Here is a 22,857-nt window from a genome sequence, read left to right as displayed (position 1 = left end):
AATGAAAGTACTGATTGTCGGTGGGGTCGCCGGAGGCATGTCTGCTGCAACTCGATTACGCCGCTTAATGGAAGATGCTGAAATCATTGTTCTAGAGAAAGGTCCTTATGTGTCCTTTGCGAACTGCGGCCTTCCTTACTTTATCGCAGGTGAAATTACTACTCGCGATCAATTACTACTGCAAACACCAGAGTCCTTAAAGGCACGTTTTGGTTTGGATGTTCGTCCAAATCAAGAAGTACTGGCTATTCACCCAGAACAAAAGACTGTGACTATCCATCGAGATTCTGAGACTTATGAAGAATCATATGACAAGTTGATTCTTGCTCCGGGAGCAAAAGCAATCATACCAAAAATCCCAGGATTAGACCGTGCCACAAACTGCCGTCAGTTACGAAACGTGCCGGATATGGATGCTATTTTGCAGAAAATCGATCAACATACCCGCCAAGCCGTCGTAGTCGGTGCCGGCTTTATTGGATTGGAAATGGCAGAAAGTCTGAAAAACCGTGGCTTAGAGGTCACCGTCGTTGAGAAAGCATCGCAGGTTTTACCTTCGATGGATGAAGAAATGGCTGCCTATGTCAAAAATGAATTGATAGCGAAGGGAATCAAGGTCATTACGGGCCAATCCGCAGTTTCTTTTGAAGAAGAAGGGAAAAAAATTCGGTTAGAAGATGACACTGTACTGGACTCAGACCTGACATTATTGTCTATCGGGGTCCAACCAGAATCAAGATTAGCAGCGGAAGCTGGGATCACTACTGGTATTCGAGGAGGAATCCTTGTAGACGAAAACTACCAAACGTCGCAAAAAGACATTTACGCTGTCGGAGATGCTATCGTCACGAAACAACAATTAACTGGAGAAGATGCGTTGATTTCTTTAGCCTCACCAGCTAACCGTCAAGGCCGGCAAGTCGCAGACGTGATCGCTGGTCTGCCAAGGAAAAACCGTGGCAATATTGGAACTGCTATCCTGCGAGTCTTTGGGCTTACAGCAGCCATGACCGGATTAAGCGAGAAAGCAGCAGTATCTGCGGGCTTGCAGCCAGCTGTGATTCATGTCAGCGGAAAAGATCATGCTGGCTATTACCCTGGTGCTAAAGATCTGCTATTGAAATTGATTTTTAATAAAGAGACAGGTACTCTCTATGGTGCTCAGGCCGTTGGACAGAGTGGCGTCGATAAACGAATGGATGTATTAGCCACAGCCATCAAAAGTGGATTGACGGTGGCAGATTTAACAGAACTGGAACTGAGTTATGCACCGCCTTTTGGTTCCGCCAAAGATCCAGTGAACCTGATCGGCTATGCGGCATTGAATCTAATCGAAGGGATCAGTGAGTCAATCCAGTGGCATGAACTTTCTGCAGAATTAGCTGCCGGCAAACAATTACTAGATGTCCGCAATACAGCGGAAATGACTGGCCGCTTCAAAAACGCCCTGCATATTCCGCTGAATGAATTACGAGACCGACTGACTGAACTTGATCCGACTGCTTCTTATATCGTCAGCTGTCATAGCGGACTGCGAAGCTATTTAGCCGAACGGATTCTCAAACAATCTGGCTACGAGGCAAAAAATCTAGACGGGGCTTTTGCGCTTTATCAAACCGTCAGACCGGAGGAAATCATTCATGTATCGCTCGATCACAATGCCTGAATTTTATCAAGCAAGCAAACAACAGAAGTTCCACCTGATTGATGTCAGAGAAGTCGATGAATTTATCAGCGGCCATGTACCAAATGCGCAAAATAATCCGTTATCTCACTTCACTACTGCCAATTTGGAGAAAGACCTTGACTACTACGTGATTTGTCACTCAGGTGCTCGGTCAGAGCAAGCCTGTCACTATATGGACCAGCAAGGGTTCAAGGCGATCAATGTATTAGGCGGCACTTCTGCTTGGCCAGGTGAACTCGCTTAAAACACGTTACACCAAATAAAACCCAATGACCGCTACTTTGATCCAAGTAGCAGTCATTGGGTTTTGGTTTAAACTCGTCAGTTAACTATTCAAAAACAAATTGATTGTGGTAAAGTTCGGCATAAAACCCGTTTTCTGCCAATAATTCTTGATGGCTACCTTCTTCGATGACTTGCCCCTCCCGCAAGACAACGATTCGATCGGCATTCAAAATCGTCTTTAGACGATGGGCGATGACAAAACTGGTCCGCCCTTTGATGGCTTCATCCATTGCTTGCTGAATCTTCGCTTCCGTCACCGTATCAACATTACTGGTAGCTTCATCCAAAATCAATAAGGATGGATTGGTCAAAATCGTGCGAGCGATACTCATCAACTGCTTTTGCCCGGTACTGAATAGATTGTTTTCTTCCGTGATTGGTGTATCATACCCTTGTTCTAACGTCATGATAAATTCATGGATGTTGGCCTGTTTTGCTGCTGCAATAATCGCTTCCTCACTGGCATCCGGCTTACCAAAAGCAATATTTTCCCGAATCGTCCCAGAAAACAGTACCGAATCTTGCAACACGATCCCCACATGCTCCCGCAATGCATCTAAATCTAACTGTCGAATGTCCTGACCATCAAATGTTACTGAGCCATTCGTCACATCATAGAAGCGATTCAAAAGATTCATGATGGTTGTCTTTCCAGAACCAGTTGGTCCTACCAATGCCACCATTTCACCCTTTTTGACATGGATGGTGACATCTTTAAGGATTAAACGATCACTATCATAACCGAAATCAACATGATTCAATGCCACTTCTTGCTTGATACCAGTGATTTTTTCACCATTTGCCGGTTTTTCTTCATCCGGTTCATCAAACATCTCATTCAAACGACGGGCGCCAGTGATTGCCAATTGAATCATGCTGTAACCAGAAGAAATCTGCATCAACGGTTGATAGTATTGTTGAGAATATTGAACGAAAGTCACCACAAGGCCTAGAGCAACAGAACGTTCCAAATCCCCATTCAATGCTAACCAACCGCCAAAGAAAATCACGATCGCCGTGTTGACCAGCGACATTCCTTGCATCATTGGGAAAAGCAATCCTGAGTAAACTTGTCCTTTGTAAGTGGCTTCCCGAACACTTTGGTTGTGCTGCAAAAATCCATCAATCGTTTCTTCTTGAAGACCGTTGGTGATGATGATCCGTTGGCCGCTGATTTTTTCATCAATGTACCCGTTTAGTTTTCCTACTTCATCTTGCTGCAGATCGACATATTTGCGAGCTTTTTGGATCACAATGACTGCAATCAGGATGGCAATTGGTGTAGACGCAATCGTCGCCCAAGCTAATGTGACATTTTGTCGGAACATCATGATCAAAATCCCGATCATCAATACCACATTGGTCAATACTTGCAGCAATGCTTGATTCAAGCTGTTTTGAATGTTATCCAAATCGCTGGTAAAACGACTCAAAATTTCACCATCTTGATGGGAATCAAAAAATTTGATCGTCAATTTTTCCAATTTATTGAATAACCCGATTCGCATCCGATTGGTGGATTTCCCCACCACTTGCGTGAACAAGATACTATAAATAAAGTTTGCTCCACTTGCCAATACGTAAAACAGCAGTAACTTCCAGATGACAGATACGAATTTTGACTTGTCATCTACGCCTTGCATCAATCCACCAACATAATTCGCTAATTCCTGAAAGGCTTGCCCCACATAGACCGGTGCTTGGACTTGCAGATAAGTGGCTGCAATCACGGTAATGAAAATGAAAAAGAAAGAGAGTTTGTATCGTTTTAAATAGTGATAAAAAAACTTGCTTGCTTTGATCAAATCCGTCATGGTTATTCAGCTCCTTTCTGAGTCTCAAAAATTTCCTGATAAATTGGATTGTTGGCAGCTAACTCTTTATGGGTACCGACTCCAACCAGACGACCTTTATCCAACACCAGGATACGGTCCGCATTCACAACAGAAGCAATTTTCTGTGCAATGATGATCGTGGTGGTAGCTTGCAGTTCTTTTTCAAAGGCTTCACGAACCAGTTTTTCCGAACGAGCATCCAATGCACTCGTACTATCATCTAGAATCAAGATTTTTGGTTCTCCGATGACACCTCGTGAAATAGACAGCCGTTGCTTTTGACCACCAGAAAAATTACTGCTTCGTTCCGCTACGGGTGCTTCAAAACGGTTCGTCAATTTTTGAATGAATTCACTTGCCTGCGCGATTTCTGTTGCATGGGTCATTTCAGAGACAGTGGCGTTCTTTTTGCCGTGGCGCAGATTTTGGGCAATGGTTCCGGAGAAAAGAATCGCTTTTTGTAGAACAAAGGAAACGGTTTGACGTAAGCTTTGCTCATTTACTTCTCGTAAATCGACGCCTCCAACTCGCACGGTTCCTTCCGTTGGATCAAACAAGCGCGGGATCAATTGAGCTAATGTCGATTTCCCTGCACCAGTTGCCCCGACGATCCCAATCATTTCTCCAGGAGCGATTGAAAAACTGATGTCTGTCAAAGCATTTTTCTCATCCCCAGGATAACGGAAAGAAACGTGCTCGAATGCCACACTGCCTGCTAATTCTTGCTGTGGAACATCTTTGTAGGACAATTCTGGTTCGGTAACCAGAATTTCTTTCAATCGTTTGAGAGAGACCGCTGCCCGAGAAGTCATCATCATCATCATACCGCCGATGATGATCGCCATCATGATCTGCATCAAATAATTCATGAAAGAAGCGATTCCCCCGATCAATGTCGGATCGTCTTTTGCAAGGTCGCTGACAAAGAAGATCGCGCCTACGACCGCTAAGTTGGCTGCCAGCATAAAGGACGGAATCATCACAGAGAAAAGCGTACCAACGATGATGTTGTGTTTTGTTAGTTCGTCGCTGACTTTCGTGAAACTGTTCAATTGATTTTTTCTTGAACAAATGATTTCACCACACGAATCCCTAAAAGATTTTCTTTTGCTGCACTATTGATTTTGTCGATCAAATTTTGAATGATCATGAAATGTTTGCCCATCTGTGTAAAAGAAAGACCAGTAATGATCACTACTGCAACGATCAATGCGACGATTACCCACCAAAGTTGAGGCATCGTGGTCATGGCTAAGATAAAGGCACCAATAAATAAGAAAGGAATCCGAAACAACGACTGCAAGGAGATCATCACTAAATTTTGGATTTGGGTGATGTCATTGGTCAGTCGAACCACCAGATTTCCTGCTGAGAATTTCTCGATATTACCAAACGAGAAAGTTTGGATTTTACGAAAGGCTTCTTCACGAATATCCGCACTGACTCCTTGCGCTACTTTGGCAGAGAAAATAGTATTGATGACCCCAGCCACCAGCCCAAACACGGCTAGACCGATCAATTGGACCCCAATCGATTTCATTTCATTATCGTCTTCTTTAATGATTGCTTCCAATACTTGTTGCAGCAGCTTCGGCTGCCATAACGTAGCCAGTACCATGACAGCTACAGAAACCAGCGCAATGAAGACAGCGCCTTTGTATTTCTTTACATGCCGTAAAACAAGATCCATCTTAAAACACACTCCTTTACAGTTTGACAGGCATTATTTAACACTGTAAAATAAAGCCGGACAATAATTTACCATTTTTAGAAAAATGTTGCAAGCGAACAAAGGATGATTTTTTTATGGAACAGAAGTTATCAAAAGAATCAATTATTCATGCGGCTTTTGCCTACCTAAAGGAAACATCTGACCTTTCTCAGTTAACCATGCGCAAATTGGCAAAAGTACTTTCTGTTCAAGCACCGGCATTGTATTGGTATTTCACGAATAAACAAGAGCTGTTGCAAGCGATGGCTGAAACGATGGAAAATGATCTGCCGGATGTCCCTGCGGGTAGCTGGCAAGAACAGTTGCAAACCTTTATGGCCAATTACTACGATCTCTATCTCCAATATCCCTGTGGTGCAGAACTAGAGATTCATACGATTCCTTCCTATCCTAGCCGACTGCTGCATTTAGAGCAAATGATCACTATATTGATCGAAGCCGGCTTCACTCCTGCCCAAAGCCGTCAAACCGTTCAGGCATTGCATCATCTCTTATTGGGACACTTACTCGATCGTCAAAAAGAAGAACAATTACGAGCAAAAATTGTAACTGGCGATGAAAAATTGCGGGCACATGTCTCTGCTATGCGCAGCTATGTTGTTGAGAATCATTTAAATGGGATGGCAGAAGGCATCCAACAACGCAAACAAATCGACGAACGTCAAGTTTTTCTGGAGAGTATCGCGATTTATCTGGCTGGCTTACACAAGCGAAATACCTCTCTAAAATAAAAAAACGCCAACAAATCTCACTAAGTTTCCTTAAATCGCTTTCCGATTTCAAGGCACGAGGCTCGTTGGTGTTTTTGTTGCGTTTTTTAAAGCGTTGTTAGTTCTTCTTTTTGTTTTTTCGTCAATTTCTGATAAACCAGTTCATAAGAGGTCAAAATCAACTGTTCAATTTGTTCGTCTGTTACCTCATCCGCTGCTAGACGAATAGAATTCCAGTGGGTTTTATTGGCATAGTATCCGGGAATAATCGCCTTAGGGTATTGTTCACGTAATTCTTCATTGACTTCCGGTTTATTTTTCAACGTAATGATCGCATCATCATTCGCTTCAGGACTCATCATACCAAACTGTTTGCCGATTAGACCAAAATAAATCGTCCCCCAATCCTCACGATAGGCCACATTAGCACCTGCCAATGACTGACCGTAACTTTTCAGGCGATCGATTCGTTGTTGGATCTGATTATTCATTGCCATCCCTCCGGTTTGAAACTGATTTTTTCTTTAGTGTACCATATCTTAGAGGGTTTCTTTCATAAGCAAACTGTTGATTTAGATAAAAAAACAGACCCGCTAAGCGAGTCTGTGATACGTATGAATGTTTGGCTTGATTAATACCAACCGTTAGCTTCCCAGAATGCTTTTGCTGCAGACCATGAACCATAACGTGAAGCAACATAATTATCGGCTACTTTTTCTTGATTGGCCGCTGAATAGTCCCCATTCAAGTAAGAGTTAGTCAACTGATAACGTCCATAGTATTGGCCATTTGTTGCTGTATAAGAACCGCCAGATTCTTTGTTCGCGATCCATTCTTTAGCTGAAGCTTCTGAGCTTGTTGCTGCAGAACTGCTTGATGCAGATGAGCTCGGGCTTGTTTGTTGGCTGCTGGCAGGTTGTGAAGCTGGTTCTTCATAAGTGACTGATGATTCTGCAGCTGCTGAAGAACGTTCATTTGTATAGCTGGCATCGTCTGTTGGTAAGACCAGTGTTTCACCAACATAGATCAAATTTTTGTTCGTAATGCCGTTTGCTTCAACAATTTTATCAACGGCTTCTGAGGTGCCAAAATAGTTATAGGCAATCGTAGATAGTGTATCCCCAGATTGCACCGTGTATTCTTCATCAGCAAACGCATCTTGTCCACCTAGAAACACACCCAGACCTGCAAGGACAGCTGTACTAAGCAAAACAGTTTTCAATGACTTCATAAAATAATTCTCCTCATCTTGTAGCGTTTATAGTCTGTCGCAGGAGAAATCTCCAACGCATAGACTAGTCTAACACCAGAGAATATTTCATAGGTGAAAATCTCGTTACAGATGATTACGAATGCGTCGAGTTCCTTACGTTTCGTAAGCGTCGCGTAATTCCTTTTGAATCAACAACGATTATCAACATAAAAATATAAATTAGTTATTTTATTTCAATAAAAGTGAATCCCCTCTTTTTTATTTGTGAATTGTTACAAATTGGATGAATTTACACACAGTCGTAACAAAAAAAGCTGCAGCTGAACAGCGCGTTTCCATGAATGCTTGTTGCATCGATTGGAAGCAGGCGTTCACTTGCTGCAGCATCTTTCGCTGACACTTTATCAAACCGTTTTTTTCACTGGAATCAACTTATTCATCACAATAGCAGCAATCGCACTTAACGCAATCGGTGAATCCAATAAGTATTGTAGAAATTGCGGAGTTTCTTGTTTGATCTCAGCCGGCATGAACAAAAGACCGATCGCTAAGATTAGCGGAACACCAATAATATAGAGTTCACGTTCAGAAAACTCTTCATTCTTGATCACTCGAAAGCCGCTAAGCAAAATGATCACACAGACAACTGCGAAGACACCACCGATTACCGCTGAAGGTACGGCATGGATCAATGCTGATAACTTGCCGACAAATGACAAGAGGATGAACCAGCAGGAAGCCATCACAAAGACTTTTTTACTGGCAACCCCAGTAATGGAAATGATACCGGCATTTGTTGAATACCCCGTCACTGGTGTCGTTCCTACTAAAGCAGCCACCAGGCAACCGATTCCTTCACCAATGACACCTTTATTGATTTGTTCATCTGTCACAGCTTCCTCAGTGACAGAGCTGACGGCATACCAAGTTCCTGTTGTTTCTGCTAGTAATACCATATAAATCACCAGCATCGTCAAAATAGCTGAAACATCAAAATGAAGACCATAATTGACGAAAATAAGTTTTGGCAAACTGAAAAATGAAGCATCCGCAACAGACTGGAAGTCTACGCCGCCCATGAACCAAGCAATCAGCGTCCCGATCATTAAGGCAATAATCACCGAGCTAATCCGGAAATATTTACCTAAACGAGGGAAGTAATCACCTAACATTGAGAATAAAATCAAAATTGCTGCTGTCACTGCAGCCAAAAACATGTTCTGATTAGCCGATAATGTCTCAGTAGCTGGATAAATGTTGCTGGTAAAAGCTGTAGGTAACAATGTCAGTCCAACGATCATGATAATCGTGCCACTGACGATCGTGGGAATAAAGTTGCGGACAATATACTTATAGATCCCTGTCATCCCTAAAAGAATAACAGCCAATGCCCCGACAATACTAGCTCCTAAGACAGTATCCATACCTTGCGCTCCAAAATAGATACCAATGATTGCGCCTACTGGTACAAAGGACGGCCCTTGACAGACGGGCAATTTCAAGAAAAAGAGAACTTGGATCAGCGAAGCAATCCCAGCACCTAAAAAGGTGGATTGGATCAGCCCGGCTGCATCCGACGAGCTCATGGCAACAGCAGTTGCAATAATAAAGGGTGGGACATACACATCCATTGCCAACACGTGTTGTAAGCCAAGAACAATGGCTTGTCCTAAAGGTATATCTTCATTCATTCCGATCGTTAAACGATTACTTCTGATTTCCACAGTATCAATCTCCTCATTTTTCATGTACTTTTTTTCCTTGCACCCAGACCTGACGAATGTTTTCAGCCGTTGCTAGATACAAAATCTTTTGTAATTGTTCTTTCGGTTGGTTCAGTACACCAAAAGCTGGCAATGGATTACCAGAATAACAAGTATCGATCACTTGAAGGTCGCAAGCGTAGCCTTCCTTGATAAGACCAATCGGTAGTCGTAGCGCTTCGCCCCCTCCTTTTGTCGCCAATGAAAAAGCGTCGATGACTGAGATACGCGCATTCGCAACACCTCGATTCGTTTGGGGCAATGTAACATCCACACCGTCTTCTAACATGCGGGAAGACATAACAGCTTGCTTGATATTGTCATACAAACTTGGAGAAAAGCCGCCGGAGATATCTGTGCCTAGTCCAATCGTTACGCCTTGTTCTTTAAGCCGATTGATAGGGATCACACCATTGGCAAAGTACGCATTGGAAATCGGGCAGTGAGCAACAGCAGTCCCTGTTTCCACAAAGATCTCACCATCTTTTTCATCGATAAAATTACAATGAGCCATCACAGCTTTTTCTCCCAGTAAGCCAAAATCCCGCAAGACTTCTGTGTCGGTTTTACCAAATCGTTCCAAGACGTGATCGTGTTCCCATTGGCCTTCACTGCAATGGGATTGTACATGGACATCGTATTTTTGTGCGAGTTGTCCTAACCCAGCCAGACCTTCATCCGTGCAGCTTGGGACGAATCGTGGTGTCACTACTGGATAGACTCCTTGACGTGTCGTTTTTGCCAACTTTTGGACTTCTTTAATGAAGGTTTCGGTCTCTGCTAGTGCCGTAGCAGTTGAGGCATCTCGATAAAAATCTGGGTTCGCGTCGGGATCATCCATGACTACTTTCCCCACTAGCCCTCGTTGACCCTTCTCAGCACAAATCTTGGCTAATTGTAAACTTGCTTCCAAATGAACGGTCGCAAAATAAAGAACCGTCGTTGTTCCTCGAGCCAGTAGTTGCGCAACTAAATCTTGGTACACTTCTGAAGCAAAACTTGAGTCCGCGTATTTTGCTTCCAACGGGAAGGTACACTCATCTAGCCATACATTCAACGGCTCATCCAATGCAACTCCTGCTTGCGGCCATTGGGGTGCATGAACGTGCAAGTCGACGAATCCCGGTAAAAAATACTGTCCCTTCTGCAATTCAACTAGCATTCCTTGTTTGGCAGCTGCCAGCATTTCTGGATAGTCTGATTGTTCTGTTGTGACCACCCTTTCGATCATCCCTTCAGCATCCACGCAAATGAGGACATCCTCTAAGTATTCCAGCACGCCATCTGTGGGTGTATGAAATACAGAACCTTTAAAATATTTTGTTATTGACATAAGTTTTCTCCTTTAACAAACTGCATTAGACTGCTGTTTTGACATTAGCAGTTTTCATTAAAATAAGCATCAATGGTTTTATTTTACATTCATTCGGATTTTTTTCAATAAAAACCGTACATTAATCCTGACAAAAAGAATCTAACGTTCGTTTTTAAGGCAAAAAAAGACATTTGGTGTGTTCACCAAATGTCTTTCCTTCACTTAAAGCTGAATTGTCGTACCACTATTGCCAGCTAAAGTTTCCGCCGCTTTTTCCAATGAAGCGATCACTGCTTGACGCCCATCCTTGGAAGCAGCAAATGCGATCGCTGCTTCCACTTTTGGCAACATACTACCAGGTGCAAATTGATTTTGGTCAATGTACGTTTGCATTTCAGCGACAGTGGCTGTTGTCAATCCTCGTTGATCTGGTTGACCATAGTTGACAAAGACTTGGTCAACAGCGGTTAAGATAATAAAGATATCCGCATCGATCAGTGCCGCCATCTTGGCTGCAGCAAAGTCTTTGTCAATCACCGCGTCAACTCCTTTATAGCGAGTGCCTTCATAAACCACTGGTATGCCGCCTCCGCCACATGCAATCACCACTTGACCTGCATCTACTAATGTTTTTAGACTGATTTTTTCATAAATGTCCACTGGTTTAGGAGAAGGAACGACCCGACGCCAACCTCGGCCTGCATCTTCTATATAAGTGTCGCCGCTTTCAGTCATTAATTGCTGAGCCTTAGCTTCACTATAGTAGCCACCGATTGGTTTCGTTGGATTCGTAAAAGCTGGATCAGCTGGATCGACCACCACTTGCGTCAGCATGGAGACGCCCGGAATATTTTCCAACCCGCGAGAAACAAGCTCTTCATCAATCGCTTGTTGCAAATGGTAACCGATGTACCCTTGACTCATAGCTGTGCATTCAGGAAATGGCATGACGTCTTCTTGCGTTTTGCTGGTTTCCTCAAATGCTAAGCGAATTTTGCCAACTTGAGGACCATTCCCGTGAGCAATCACCACGTGATGGCCGTCACTGATTAGATCAGTAATCGATTTTGCTGCCACTTGGGCTTTGGTCAATTGTTCGTGCGCAGAGTCGCCTAAAGCATTTCCGCCTAAAGCGATGACAATTTTTGACATACGTCTCCTCCTATCTTTGCGGTTGTTGTTGCGTGATACAGTGAATATTCCCGCCACCGTATACGATCTCAACTGTATTTACGCCCACAACTTCTTTATCTGGGAAAATCTCTGCTATTTCTTCAAGTGCCCGCGCATCATTTTCGTCTCCGTATTGAGGAACGATCACACCATTGTTTGTAATTAGAAAGTTCATATAAGAAGCAATACAAATGTCGCCATCTTCTCGCGGCATGGTTCCTTCTACGTAATCAATCTTGAAATCCCCATTGATCGTGACATTTTCTACTGGGCAGCAAAGCTTATGAACTTTTAATTTGCGGCCTTTGGCATCGGTCATTTCATTCAAACGCTTGTATGCAGCTTGAGCCGCTTCATAAAATGGGCTGTTTTTATCTTCAGTATAGATACAAGCCACTTCTCCAGGACGTACAAAACATGCCACGTCATCCACATGTCCATTGGTTTCTTCCGGATCGATCCCGTCAGCTAACCAAAGGACCTTCTCACAGTTCAAGTAGTCGCATAATTTTTGTTCGATTTCTGCTTTTGTCATATGGGGGTTCCGGCCATCACTCAACAAACACATCTCCGTCGTTAACACAGTGCCTTCCCCATCGACATGGAAGGATCCCCCTTCTAAAATAAACCCTTCCGTCCGATAAGAATCCACATGCTCGATCTCACAGATCTTTTGAGCAACTAAATCATCTTGATCCCAAGGAAAATACAAGCCATCGACTAATCCGCCCCAAGCATTAAATCCCCAGTCATTGCCTCGTAATTCGCCTTTGTCGTTGATGACAAAGCTAGGACCACAGTCACGAATCCATGCATCGTTATTAGACATTTCATAGACAGTGATGTCTGCAGGCAATTGACGACGGCAGTTTTGATATTGTTGTTGCGACACGACCACATTCATTGGCGTGAATTTGCTGATCGCTTTTGCAACTTCAGCAAATGCTTCTTGAGCTGGTTTGCCCCCATCACGCCAGTTATCCGGGCGCTCTGGCCAAATCATCCATACTTTCTCTTGTGGTTCAAACTCTCCGGGCATTCTAAACCCGTCTTGTTTCGGTGTGGTCTTTTCGATTCGTTTCGCCATGATACAGCACTCCTTCTTTTTTGATTTTTTTGATCCAGATAATGGCTTCACCAACGAGGGCAAATACAATTGCTCCAATCGTGATTGGTAATTGCTGACTCAGTGATTCAGCGTCAAATTGCAAAGGAAGCGCTGTGAAAATCAATGAGATCACGATCATGATCATCGGTAGTGCGACTAATACCTTCAAGAACAAATCGCTGCCGCTCACCTTGAAAGGTCGAGGTGTGTCTGGATCAATTTTACGTAATTTATAAAACGCAGGAAACACAGGGACATACGATAGTAGGAACATTACTAGGTTCAGTGAGAAAAATGCCCAGAATAAATCTTGATTTGGTAAAATTGGGGCGATGACGACGACGATAGAAGCAACGATACCATTCATAATTGCCGCACCAGTGGGCATGCCATTTTTTTTGCTGCGTTTGGCAAATACTTTCGGCATATCGCCATTTTCGGCCGCATAGCAAGTAGTATTATTGACCCCTAACGACCAAGAAATCATGTTGCCAAACAATGTCAGCAAGAACAAAAAGGCCATCGAAATAATGAACCAGCCGCCTGTTGATCCTGTCAATAATTTAAAACTATCCATCAATCCACTGCCGGTACTGATTTGATCCGTAGGAATCGCTACACCGATCCCGAAAGCAGAAAAAATGTAAATGGCGGCAATCACCAGTCCACCGGCAATGATCGATTGAGGAATTTGCTTCTTAGGGTTTTCCATGTCACTTGCAAATGTACAAATCACTTCGAATCCTAATAAGTTAAAAATGATTACCGAGATAAAAGACAAACTATTCAAATTGAAGCTTGGCAGCATCGAAGAAAGAGTGAACTCATTCGCAACACCTTTGGTAAGGGCCGTATAGAGACCTAAGCCACCAATCAAGATTGCTAACAGCATCTTGATCACTGCTGCCCCATTCAAAATCCACACACTGTCACTGACCGGATAAAAACTGATCCAAACGATGACCCATATAAAAATCAGTTCGATTACGATAGCAGCCACCGTGGAAAATTCACGACCTGTGATAGTCGTCAACAAGTCAGGACAGACTACGGCTAGAGAGGCTAACCATAATGGATAATTGATCCAGTAGTACCAAGAAACCCGAGAACCCCAGCGATGACCGAAAGCTTGTGTCACCCAATCATAAATACCGCCATCACCAATATACGTTGTTCCTAATTCTGATGAGATTAACCCATAGGGCAAAAGGAACGCAACCAATAGAAAGATCCACCAAAAAAACTGTGAATTTCCGATTGCTGCTACCGGTGCAGCCGCTTCTGCCACAAATACAACACAAATAACCGATAAGATAGCACTCATCAAACTAAATTTTTTCTTTTCTCCCATTGTTTTCTTCCTTTCCGGTACAAGGGAATAAGGGTTGACCAACGATTGAAGGATTCTTGCAACTAGCGGATTTCTCTCTCGTGAATCCCAGTTCAGCACATAAGCTGCGAGATTATTAGAACGAGCTTCCGCTCAAAAGAATCGATTCACAGTTCGTTGGCCCCTCCTCAAGAACCAAAACAGTCTTCACGCATCCCCTTGATACGCAGACTATTTCCTTTCCTCATCTCTTGCGTCTAGTTTCATCTAACAAAACTTCCAAGTCTTTTTCAGCCGCTGCTTTTTTGGTCTCGTCGATTGGATTTTTATCCGCATAATCCCGCATCAAGTACACTAAGAGACCGCGAATCGACGTTAACCGGTTTTCTGCTTCATCAAAACAGATCGAGTTTGGTCCATCCATGACCTCATCTGTGACTTCTTCTCCACGAGTGGCAGGTAAGCAGTGCATAAATTTCGCTTGTTCACCAGCGCGTTTCATCAAGTCAGCGTTCACTTGGTATTTAGGGTAAAAAATACGCATGCGTTCCTCTTCTGATAATTCTGCTTCATACAGTCCATACCAAACATCTGTATAAACAAAATCCGAACCTTCGATCACATCGATTTGATCCGATATCGTATAGGAACCGCCAGAATCTTTACAAATCGCGTCTAATCGTGCGCGATGGTCTTCGTTTAACTGGAACCCTTCTGGACCAAATTGAACGAATTCCATCCCCATTTTTGTTGCAATCAATCCTAAAGAGAAACAGACTTGTGTGGCATCACCAATAAAGGAAATCTTGCAGTCTTCGATTTTTTTGCCTGCTGGAAGATGTTCGATCATGGTGCAAAGATCGCCAAGTTCCTGCGTTGGATGGTTGAAGTCAGACATACCATTAATAACTGGGATCGTGGCATTCGTTGCTAAGTCATACACACTATGATGCCGTTCCACGCGAGCCATCAAAATGTCAACTAAACGAGAAAGAACACGGCTTGTGTCTTCTATCGTTTCATGACCACCCAATTGAATTTGTCCTGGTGCGAGATATTCTGCATGCCCTCCTAATTGTGTCATTGCTGTTTCAAAAGAAACCCGCGTTCTGGTAGATGATTGTTGGAAAATCATCCCTAATACTTTGTTCTTTAGTAAAGGGGGGTAATAACCATTTTTGATGGCCGCTTTGATTTTCAATGACAGGTCAACGATTTGTTGGATCTCCTCCTTCGTGTAATTTTCCGTTGTAATAAAATCTCTTTTTCCCATAATGAAACCTCCTAAGTGATTTGTTTGCTTTTGCATCTTCACTTTAGGTAAAAAAGGCGGAGTTTACGATAAGCTATTAGCTGTAAACGTTATCACACTTATTCTATACTTGCTGAGGACAAGTTTATTTTTGGATATAAACCAGTTATTTTCCAAGGGTTTACAAAAGTTTAGAGGAAAGTTTAGCGGAATTAAAAGTAAAGAAAAAACAAATGGTGTTATAATTAGGATAAGAAAATTGGTGTAAGAAAAATTGAAAGGGGATTCAATATGATAGCTATTTTTATATACAATATTTTATTGATCATTCTATATTCAATCACGATGACTTTTGCTATTTATTCTTACTTAAAAGAAAAAAACAAATTATTTCTTTGGATTAGTTTGTATCTGGCATTCTTTATTTTTGACAATACAATTATTTATATGACGGAATTTCTCAATTCCTTTGCCCAAAGTTATGATCAGGCATTTATGAGTGCACCAGCAGTTAAAACTATTATATTTATGGGAAATGCCTTTTTCTCCATTTCTATTCTTGCCGAACTACGCAAAGAAAAACTCTCTCCCCTTCATTATACGCTATTGATCGTTTTGGCCATTTGGATGATTACGACCCCACTGATGGAAAACTCAGCATTTAAAGTTTGGCTCTATTATCTGGGTAATCAACTCTTCCTTTTTTATCTAGGAATTTATTGTTGGCAAGGGACCAAAAAGAAGCTCCCTCTACTGAACAAACACTATTTAAAACAGTTGATGATCATCAATCTCTTCTTTAGTATTTTGATCATAATTGAAGATAGCTTCGTGATTTTCAATGTCGACCAGTACAGCTCGTTAGCGACAAAGATTTATAATCGCAGTATTTCAGAGGATATCTTTTCGATTGTTGTTTGTATATTATTACTGCACTTCTTTATCAAAGAACGCCAACCACAGGAAGAAAAACCGCAAGAGCAAGACGCCTCTCTCTTGATTCAAAACTTTTGCCGTATTCATCAGTTTACCCAACGAGAAACGGAAATCTTTGCGTTGCTGTTGTCCCATCAAACCAATCAGGAAATCGCCGATCAGCTCTTTCTTTCATTGGGAACGGTCAAAACCCATGTTCATAACATTTTTATCAAACTTGAGATAAAAAAACGCACGCAAATTATGATTCTTTTTGAAAAGTACAAAGAGACCCATGAGGCAGCTGCCTAAAAAAGACCTGGAAGGATCGCTTCCAGGCCTTTTAAAGTTTAAAAACCAGTCATTCATTGCTCTGAACGGCTTATTCTTCCATATATGCATACTTGATGATCGTTGACGGTCCGAAAGTTGGATAGTACACACCTTTCAGGGAAGGATTGACCATAATACTACGAGCTCTTTGGTAGATTGGGACAATCCCGGCGGTTTCTTCTACTAATAGTTTTTCTGCTTTGATCATCGTATCCCAACGTGTCGCTAAATCATTGGCATAGGTCGTATTGCTATCAGCAATCAACTGGTCATAGTCTTTATTTTCATAATTCGTGTTATTCGGTGAAACGAGATTGTAAAGGTACGTCATCGGGTCTTGATAATCTGGTCCCCATGTTCCGATAGCTAACTCGTAATCGCTTTTTCGTGTCAATTCAATCGAATTATTCAATGGGACAGACTTGATTTCAACGGTCAAGCCCGGTAAGACTGTCTGTAACTGATCCTGGATGAATTCAGCCACTTTTTTATCTGCATCAGTGTCTTTGGTTAACATCTCGATGGAGATCTTATCCCCAATATCAGCAGTGGCTTTTTGCCAGTAAGCGAGTGCAGTGGCTTTATCCGGTCCTTCGAGAGGCGCATCTTCTCGAAAATCTTTGCCAGTTTCCGGATTGAAGACAAAGTTATTCGGAATAAACCCATTGATTGCTTCTGATCCATCCGATAAGACATCTTTGACTAAAGCTTCTTTATCAATCGCATAATAAACGGCTTTTCGGACATTTTCATTGGCAAAGATCGTATCTTTACCATCTCTTTTCTGATTCATCTTGAAATAGTGGATATAAGAGGTCAGCACCGTCTGTAGTTCTTCGTTAGCGGCATTTTGCTTCACGTATTCCCCATAAATATCCGCCATATCCAACTGTCCTTCGTTGAAAAGATTATATCCTGTAACAGCTTCTTTGATCACTTCATAATGGATATTCTCCAGTTTGATGGCATCACGATTGTAGTAGTCTTCATTTTTTTCCAAATCCCATGTAGAGGAAGCTTGATCCCAATTTTTCATCAAAAAGGGGCCATTAGTTAAAATATTTTCACTTGATGTGCCATAAGCATCCCCTTTTTCGGTGACAAAAGCTTCATTTTGTGGAAAAAATGGAGTAAAGGCCAATATCGAAGTCAAATAAGGAACTGGCTGTTCCAATTGGATCTCGATCGTGTACTCATCCGTAGCTTTCGCACCTAGTTCAGAAGGGTCTTTTTCCCCATTGATGATTTCGGTGCCATTTTTAAATGTACCGTCCAATAAAAACATGTAGTTTGCTTGATTGGCTGGCGTGGCTAGCCGTTGCCAAGCATAAATAAAATCTTTAGCCGTCACTGACTCCCCATTACTCCAAGTAGCATCTTCTCTCAACGTGATCGTGTAAGTCAGACCATCGTCGGATATGTTGGGGAAATCTTTGGCGATAGCCGGTGCGACCTTATTGGTGTCATCGATTTGATACAATCCATCAAAGACATTGACTTGAGCATTGATACTTGCCGTATCTTGTGTAGAGAGTGTATCCATCGATCCGATTTCGCTTTGTTCCATCAAATTGACCACACTGCTCGCTTGGGCAGTCGCTTTAGATTCTTTCTGATAACTACAACCTGAAAAACCAATGACGCTAGCAACAACCAACAAAAACATCATTCTTTTTTTTCCTTTATTCCTCATTTACGTCCTCCTTTTTACATGCGTCCCAACCGCTTATCGAAGCGCTTTTTCTAAAATCGTCATCTCAATCAATTCAGCTTGCCAATCCAGCTCATCATATCGGTAGCCTTTCTTGGCAGACTCAAATTCTCCCCGCTGATTGTCGATGGGGTCTGCTCGTAAGAATTGCTTCGCTACGGTAAATCCCCCTTGAATACAGTTATTAGCAGGTAAGCGAAAAATATCTAGGTTTCCAAAATAATAACGCCAGCGCTCTTCATTTCCCCCTCGAAATGCGCTGCCCCCAAACGAAACATCTACATAAAGCCAACCGTACTCTGGTAGATAGAAGCGCGCCCAGTCATGAGGGCCCACAAAAAATTCTGAAACATATAAACCCGACTCCCATTCAGCTGGGATATTCGCCATACGACACAAAGTGATAAATAAAAGTGCTTGAACCCCGCAGTCTCCTTTCTGATTGACTGCGCAGTACTCACTGATATTCGGAATCGCATAATATTCTCGCATAAATGAATAGGTCACTTTGGTGGTCACAAAATGATAAATCGCATACGCACGTTCCAAGGGATTTTTTGCTTCCGGCAAAATTTCCTGCAATAATTGCTGTAGAAAAGGCGTAAATTGAATATGGGGAGCGAATTCATTGAGCGCTGATGCAAATGCGTTTTTTTCCGACTCAGTCAACTCACGAATCATGGTTTGCTCATCCAACAACTGGAATAAATCCGTATAAACAGCCGTCAATTCATAGCTGTGTTCCACAGTCGCTTCAATTGAGGAAGGGTCGTTGGTTTCAAATGCGATCGTTCGCTGTGGTGCAGCGAAGGGATCAATCTGCTTGACCTCTCCTTTTGTCTGAAGAATCTTGGCATTTGCTACCTTTCCAGTGTCTCGAGGCAAAGGAATGTGCGTCAAGAAAGGACCGTCTTCTTTATTAAGCGTTGTTAGTGGTCTAAGTGATTGTTTCAAAACGATTCGAGTAGTCCTTTGTCCGAGTTGTTTCATTTTTTCTACATTCTCATCCAGTTCTACTTGTCGGGCACTGTCAATTCCGTTTTCTTCCTCAAATAAATAGCGCGTATAATAGTCTGAGCGCGTCTTAACGAGATTAGCAATAAAGCGTTCATGGAAAACTTTTTTGCCGTTCAAGTAGATCCATTCAACCTCTCCTGCTTCCACTAAGCGATCCAGTTCTTCTCGCTGAAAATCGACAAAGGACTGTTGCATCATCTCCAGAGCTTTCGTTTCTTCATAGGGATATTGCTTTGCTTCAAAAACAGTCAAAACCTTTAATTCCGTTTGCAAACGATCTTTTAAGACTTCACTGATACGGGCATTGTTCAGCTTCTGATGAATGAGTCTACGTGTTAAAGAAAAATCACCAAAATCTTTGGCTCGTTGAATGTCTTCTGGCAAAGGAACCACTAGATTGGATAGATCATTAGGATCCATACTCACTGCGCCACCTCCTCTTTTTGTTTAACGCCTAATCCAGCCGCTTCATTAAGTTGAATCACCGGTGTTTTTTCTGTACCAACAACCCCTTCATACGCAAGAACTGCTAAATCAAACGTCGCGTCGAGGTCAGCGAAACGAACATTTTTTTGTGCAGCAACAAAGTGAGCTGCCGCTGCGATACTAATATTGGTCTCCCCTGCCATACAACCTACCATACAAGGGATATTCGCAGCTTCGCAAATACTATTGATCTGTAACGCTGGATAGATGCCGCCACATTTCATCAATTTGATATTGACAGCATCTACTGCATCTTTTTTGATCAATGATAACGCATCTTGAGGTACAAATGCCGCTTCATCTGCCATGATCTGTTGGTTGACTTGAGTTCTGATAAAGGCTAATCCATCAATGTCACTAGCAGGTGTTGGTTGCTCAAAAAAAGCGATATCATATTTCTGCAACTGTTCAATCATTTTTATTGCCTGCTTTGCCCGCCAACCTTGGTTGGCATCAATTCTCAATTCGATGGCTGGACCGACAGCTGCCCGAATTTGTTTTACTCGTTCAATATCGTCTTTCTCATCCAATCCGACTTTGATCTTCAGTGCAGTAAATCCTTGTTCCACAAACAATTGAGCATTCTCTGCCATCACTTCTGGAGTATCGATGGAAATCGTCATATCTGTCTCTACTTGGTTATCCTGACCGCCTAAAAGCTGATACAAAGGAAGTCCTGTACTTTTTCCCAATAGATCATAGCAAGCCATATCGAGAGCTGCTTTGGCAGACCCATTGCCTTTCATGCACTGGTTCATGATGCTATGGATCCGGCTTAATTGCCGTGGATCTTCTCCAGTTAATGCATCAGCCAATAACTTTAGAGCAGCTTCACAGCCTTCAAGTGTCTCCCCTGTCACTAAGGGTTCAGGTGTTGCCTCACCGATCCCAAAGTCCCCTGTGTCAGTGATCACTTTAATGGTCAAATTGCTGACCTCAGTAATAACGCCTAATGCAATTTTAAATGGCTTGCGCAGCATCATTTTATTTGCAGCAATTTCCACACGTTCAATTTTCATCTTCATTCCCCCCTCTAACTTAAAACTGACTATATCATTCCGTTTTTTTCTTTTCAACACTTTTTCTGAATTTTCTGAATTTTATTTTTATACAGATTATGCATAACTCTACCAACTTATCTCCTTTGAGCAGTAAATTTAATAACAAAAAAAGAGCAAAAATTTGCTCTTTTAATCAGATAATTGTATTTTATTAATAATCGTCGGATGCCAACGATCATTGATTTGTTTGATTGTATCAAGCGGACACTTTGGTTGTCGATCAGCTGTTAACAAACCGTTTTTTTCCTGCTCCACATCCGTCAACTGCGTATAACAAAAGCCGTGAAGAATTTCTGACTGATAGACAGCACCAATCACCCGCTGATAGTCCTGAATAAACTCTGCTTCATTAGCTGCATTGGTATATCCCCAGCCTTGAGCCCCTGTATCATAGCCGATCCCGCCAAATTCTGTTAACAAGATAGGAACATCTTGATGTTGAAATCCTGGACAATAAATTTTTCTGCGATTGGGTTCAGAAGCTAAAATCGTATCTTTTGTTCGCAAACTCGCCACAAAATGGTCGTATTTCTCCAGTTCTTCTTTCGTTCCATGAACATAGCTGTGAATCCCACAAATATCACTTTCTGTCATCTCCCAGCCATCATTTGAGATAACCAATCGAGTAGGATCTAAAGAATGGATCAAGTGATAAATCGCCTGCGAAAAATGCTGTTGCTGACGATCGACACTAATGTTCGGTACCCCCCAGCTTTCATTGATCGGTACCCAAGTTGTGATACAAGGATGATTGTAGTCACGGTCGATGATCTCTTGCCATTCAGCCATCACTTTCCCCCCGCTAGCTCGTGTATAAACACTCGGTGAGGCACATTCTCCCCAAACAATGAATCCTAACTGATCTGCCCAAAACAAAAAACGGGGGTCCTCTACTTTTTGATGTTTGCGACAGCCGTTGAAGCCCATTGTTTTGGCTAATTCAATATCTTTCTTGTAATCTTCATCTGTAGGAGCTGTCATGAGACTTGTGGGCCAGTAGCCCTGATCCAACACTAGTTTCTGATAATACGGGCGGTTATTTAAGTGGACCATGCCATCTTGAATATGAATTTTTCGCATGCCAAAATAGCTTTTAACGGTATCGATACACTTTCCTTGTGACCAAACATCAAAGACGACATCAAAGAGATTCGGGGTCTCTGGAGTCCAAGTCCATCCGCGACCGTGAAAGTCACTGCGGTCGATCTTTTGATTGAATAGACTGTAAGAGCGTGTGAACTGGTGCTCGGTCAACTGCTGGCGATCAGAAACGATCAGCTCTTCGCCGTAATAAATTCTGGTACACAATTCTTTATCCGTCAAATCACCAGCATAATGATAGGCGATCTCTACGGATCCCCGATCAAACTCACTGGTATAAAAGACCTTTTCTAAATAGCCGTTTTTGTCAACTGCCTCCAACCACACCGTCTGCCAGATACCCGTTGTTCGGGTATACCAGATAGCAGCAGAATGTTCCTGCCAATATTGCTTGCCTCTTGGTATTTCTTCATCTGTTGATGGATCAAAGACCTTTAGTGTGAGCAGATCTTTGTCAAAGGTCAAATAGTGAGTCACATCAAAAGAAAATGAGGTGTGTCCGCCAATGTGTTCCCCTACTAACTGATGGTTGATGTAGACCCAGCATTGGTAATCGACAGCGCCGAAATGTAACAATAAACGTTTGTCTTGCCAAGTATCTGGCACCATCAACTCTCGCTGATACCAAACACCGTCATGAAAGCTTTTGATTTCAATTCCACTTTGCTTGGACTGAAAGACATAAGGAACTTCGATCATCTGTGTCAATGCTTGTGGCTGTTGTTCCTCTAAGTTGTCGGTAAAATCAAATTGCCACTTACCGTTTAAATTCAGCCATTTCCTTCGTTCAAATTGTGGGCGCGGATATTCTGGTCTGTTCATAGTCGTCC

Annotated in this window: 17 protein-coding genes and 1 pseudogene; 4 read left to right on the top strand and 14 right to left on the bottom strand. The window is 42.4% G+C overall.

Annotated features, from left to right (window positions below; genetic code table 11):
- The first annotated feature begins 1 nt into the window (after nucleotide 1).
- Both IGJ28_RS14090 and IGJ28_RS14085 read left to right on the top strand, forming a co-directional pair.
- Nucleotides 2–1,666: an FAD-dependent oxidoreductase gene (locus IGJ28_RS14090; protein ID WP_003125642.1), complete on the top strand. Its 1,665-nt coding sequence runs from the start codon at nucleotides 2–4 to the stop codon at nucleotides 1,664–1,666.
- Nucleotides 1,641–1,931 carry a rhodanese-like domain-containing protein gene (locus tag IGJ28_RS14085; RefSeq protein WP_195957414.1) on the top strand — a complete coding sequence of 97 codons (291 nt, stop codon included), beginning with the start codon at nucleotides 1,641–1,643 and terminating at the stop codon, nucleotides 1,929–1,931. Before IGJ28_RS14090 ends, IGJ28_RS14085 begins: the two co-directional genes overlap by 26 nt.
- A gap of 85 nt (nucleotides 1,932–2,016) precedes the next feature.
- Here the strand turns inward: IGJ28_RS14085 and IGJ28_RS14080 are convergent, their stop codons facing one another.
- Both IGJ28_RS14080 and IGJ28_RS14075 read right to left on the bottom strand, forming a co-directional pair.
- Complete coding sequence (locus IGJ28_RS14080) at nucleotides 2,017–3,786, bottom strand: ABC transporter ATP-binding protein (RefSeq protein ID WP_003125639.1); 1,770 nt, start codon at nucleotides 3,784–3,786, stop codon at nucleotides 2,017–2,019.
- Between the two features lie 2 nt (nucleotides 3,787–3,788).
- A pseudogene (locus IGJ28_RS14075) lies at nucleotides 3,789–5,497 on the bottom strand (ABC transporter ATP-binding protein).
- A gap of 116 nt (nucleotides 5,498–5,613) precedes the next feature.
- Between IGJ28_RS14075 and IGJ28_RS14070 the strand changes: the two are divergent.
- Complete coding sequence (locus IGJ28_RS14070; RefSeq protein ID WP_438845457.1) at nucleotides 5,614–6,270, top strand: TetR/AcrR family transcriptional regulator C-terminal domain-containing protein; 657 nt, start codon at nucleotides 5,614–5,616, stop codon at nucleotides 6,268–6,270.
- An 86-nt stretch (nucleotides 6,271–6,356) separates the two neighbouring features.
- Here the strand turns inward: IGJ28_RS14070 and IGJ28_RS14065 are convergent, their stop codons facing one another.
- The 8 genes from IGJ28_RS14065 to ptcA all read right to left on the bottom strand — a co-directional run bounded on the left by IGJ28_RS14065 (nucleotide 6,357) and on the right by ptcA (nucleotide 15,424).
- Nucleotides 6,357–6,740, bottom strand: a complete 384-nt coding sequence (locus IGJ28_RS14065; RefSeq protein ID WP_103300244.1) for an MmcQ/YjbR family DNA-binding protein — start codon at nucleotides 6,738–6,740, stop codon at nucleotides 6,357–6,359.
- Nucleotides 6,741–6,880: 140 nt separating this feature from the next.
- On the bottom strand, nucleotides 6,881–7,480 hold the full coding sequence (locus tag IGJ28_RS14060) for a LysM peptidoglycan-binding domain-containing protein (RefSeq protein ID WP_103300243.1): 600 nt from the start codon (nucleotides 7,478–7,480) through the stop codon (nucleotides 6,881–6,883).
- Between the two features lie 386 nt (nucleotides 7,481–7,866).
- Complete coding sequence (locus IGJ28_RS14055; RefSeq protein WP_252711540.1) at nucleotides 7,867–9,210, bottom strand: uracil-xanthine permease family protein; 1,344 nt, start codon at nucleotides 9,208–9,210, stop codon at nucleotides 7,867–7,869.
- The gene (gene guaD / locus IGJ28_RS14050) at nucleotides 9,200–10,558 is read right to left on the bottom strand and encodes a guanine deaminase (protein ID WP_081132130.1); all 1,359 of its coding nucleotides are present in this window, start codon (nucleotides 10,556–10,558) and stop codon (nucleotides 9,200–9,202) included. The genes IGJ28_RS14055 and guaD overlap by 11 nt, the downstream gene beginning before the upstream one ends.
- Nucleotides 10,559–10,762: 204 nt before the next feature.
- On the bottom strand, nucleotides 10,763–11,692 hold the full coding sequence (gene arcC, locus IGJ28_RS14045) for a carbamate kinase (protein WP_252711541.1): 930 nt from the start codon (nucleotides 11,690–11,692) through the stop codon (nucleotides 10,763–10,765).
- A gap of 10 nt (nucleotides 11,693–11,702) precedes the next feature.
- Nucleotides 11,703–12,800: an agmatine deiminase gene (aguA, locus tag IGJ28_RS14040; RefSeq protein WP_081132132.1), complete on the bottom strand. Its 1,098-nt coding sequence runs from the start codon at nucleotides 12,798–12,800 to the stop codon at nucleotides 11,703–11,705.
- Nucleotides 12,754–14,172, bottom strand: a complete 1,419-nt coding sequence (locus tag IGJ28_RS14035; RefSeq protein WP_438845456.1) for an APC family permease — start codon at nucleotides 14,170–14,172, stop codon at nucleotides 12,754–12,756. Before IGJ28_RS14035 ends, aguA begins: the two co-directional genes overlap by 47 nt.
- A 223-nt stretch (nucleotides 14,173–14,395) precedes the next feature.
- The gene (gene ptcA / locus IGJ28_RS14030) at nucleotides 14,396–15,424 is read right to left on the bottom strand and encodes a putrescine carbamoyltransferase (protein ID WP_176332949.1); all 1,029 of its coding nucleotides are present in this window, start codon (nucleotides 15,422–15,424) and stop codon (nucleotides 14,396–14,398) included.
- A gap of 270 nt (nucleotides 15,425–15,694) precedes the next feature.
- On the opposite strand from ptcA, the gene IGJ28_RS14025 reads away from it, so the two are divergent.
- The gene (locus IGJ28_RS14025) at nucleotides 15,695–16,630 is read left to right on the top strand and encodes a response regulator transcription factor (protein WP_155853053.1); all 936 of its coding nucleotides are present in this window, start codon (nucleotides 15,695–15,697) and stop codon (nucleotides 16,628–16,630) included.
- Nucleotides 16,631–16,700: 70 nt separating this feature from the next.
- On the opposite strand, the gene IGJ28_RS14020 is transcribed toward IGJ28_RS14025, so the two are convergent.
- From IGJ28_RS14020 to IGJ28_RS14005, 4 genes are all read right to left on the bottom strand, one after another.
- On the bottom strand, nucleotides 16,701–18,344 hold the full coding sequence (locus IGJ28_RS14020) for a peptide ABC transporter substrate-binding protein (RefSeq protein WP_252711542.1): 1,644 nt from the start codon (nucleotides 18,342–18,344) through the stop codon (nucleotides 16,701–16,703).
- 33 nt (nucleotides 18,345–18,377) lie between these two features.
- Nucleotides 18,378–19,799, bottom strand: coding sequence for a transglutaminase-like domain-containing protein (locus IGJ28_RS14015; protein ID WP_252711784.1), 1,422 nt, complete (start codon nucleotides 19,797–19,799; stop codon nucleotides 18,378–18,380).
- A gap of 2 nt (nucleotides 19,800–19,801) precedes the next feature.
- A complete protein-coding gene (locus tag IGJ28_RS14010) occupies nucleotides 19,802–20,884 on the bottom strand; it encodes a dipeptide epimerase (RefSeq protein ID WP_003125621.1) in 1,083 nt (360 codons plus the stop codon).
- 171 nt (nucleotides 20,885–21,055) lie between these two features.
- Entirely contained in the window at nucleotides 21,056–22,849 is a 1,794-nt protein-coding gene (locus IGJ28_RS14005) for a glycoside hydrolase family 2 protein (protein ID WP_252711543.1), read from the bottom strand.
- Between the last annotated feature and the right edge of the window lie 8 nt (nucleotides 22,850–22,857).

This window comes from Enterococcus sp. AZ091 (assembly GCF_051714805.1).
GTDB lineage: Bacteria > Bacillota > Bacilli > Lactobacillales > Enterococcaceae > Enterococcus_D > Enterococcus_D gallinarum.
Note: the sequence above shows the minus strand (reverse complement) of the source record. Positions and strands in the feature narration are given on the sequence as shown.

Coding starts and splice junctions, on each gene's coding strand:
- IGJ28_RS14015 (WP_252711784.1), bottom strand. CDS start 19,799: ATGGATCCTAATGATCTATCCAATCTAGTGGTTCCTTTGCCAGAAGAC.
- IGJ28_RS14080 (WP_003125639.1), bottom strand. CDS start 3,786: ATGACGGATTTGATCAAAGCAAGCAAGTTTTTTTATCACTATTTAAAA.
- IGJ28_RS14065 (WP_103300244.1), bottom strand. CDS start 6,740: ATGAATAATCAGATCCAACAACGAATCGATCGCCTGAAAAGTTACGGT.
- guaD (WP_081132130.1), bottom strand. CDS start 10,558: ATGTCAATAACAAAATATTTTAAAGGTTCTGTATTTCATACACCCACA.
- IGJ28_RS14010 (WP_003125621.1), bottom strand. CDS start 20,884: ATGAAAATTGAACGTGTGGAAATTGCTGCAAATAAAATGATGCTGCGC.
- IGJ28_RS14070 (WP_438845457.1), top strand. CDS start 5,614: ATGGAACAGAAGTTATCAAAAGAATCAATTATTCATGCGGCTTTTGCC.
- IGJ28_RS14055 (WP_252711540.1), bottom strand. CDS start 9,210: ATGAAAAATGAGGAGATTGATACTGTGGAAATCAGAAGTAATCGTTTA.
- IGJ28_RS14020 (WP_252711542.1), bottom strand. CDS start 18,344: ATGAGGAATAAAGGAAAAAAAAGAATGATGTTTTTGTTGGTTGTTGCT.
- IGJ28_RS14005 (WP_252711543.1), bottom strand. CDS start 22,849: ATGAACAGACCAGAATATCCGCGCCCACAATTTGAACGAAGGAAATGG.
- ptcA (WP_176332949.1), bottom strand. CDS start 15,424: ATGGGAAAAAGAGATTTTATTACAACGGAAAATTACACGAAGGAGGAG.
- IGJ28_RS14035 (WP_438845456.1), bottom strand. CDS start 14,172: ATGGGAGAAAAGAAAAAATTTAGTTTGATGAGTGCTATCTTATCGGTT.
- IGJ28_RS14060 (WP_103300243.1), bottom strand. CDS start 7,480: ATGAAGTCATTGAAAACTGTTTTGCTTAGTACAGCTGTCCTTGCAGGT.
- IGJ28_RS14085 (WP_195957414.1), top strand. CDS start 1,641: ATGTATCGCTCGATCACAATGCCTGAATTTTATCAAGCAAGCAAACAA.
- aguA (WP_081132132.1), bottom strand. CDS start 12,800: ATGGCGAAACGAATCGAAAAGACCACACCGAAACAAGACGGGTTTAGA.
- IGJ28_RS14025 (WP_155853053.1), top strand. CDS start 15,695: ATGATAGCTATTTTTATATACAATATTTTATTGATCATTCTATATTCA.
- arcC (WP_252711541.1), bottom strand. CDS start 11,692: ATGTCAAAAATTGTCATCGCTTTAGGCGGAAATGCTTTAGGCGACTCT.
- IGJ28_RS14090 (WP_003125642.1), top strand. CDS start 2: ATGAAAGTACTGATTGTCGGTGGGGTCGCCGGAGGCATGTCTGCTGCA.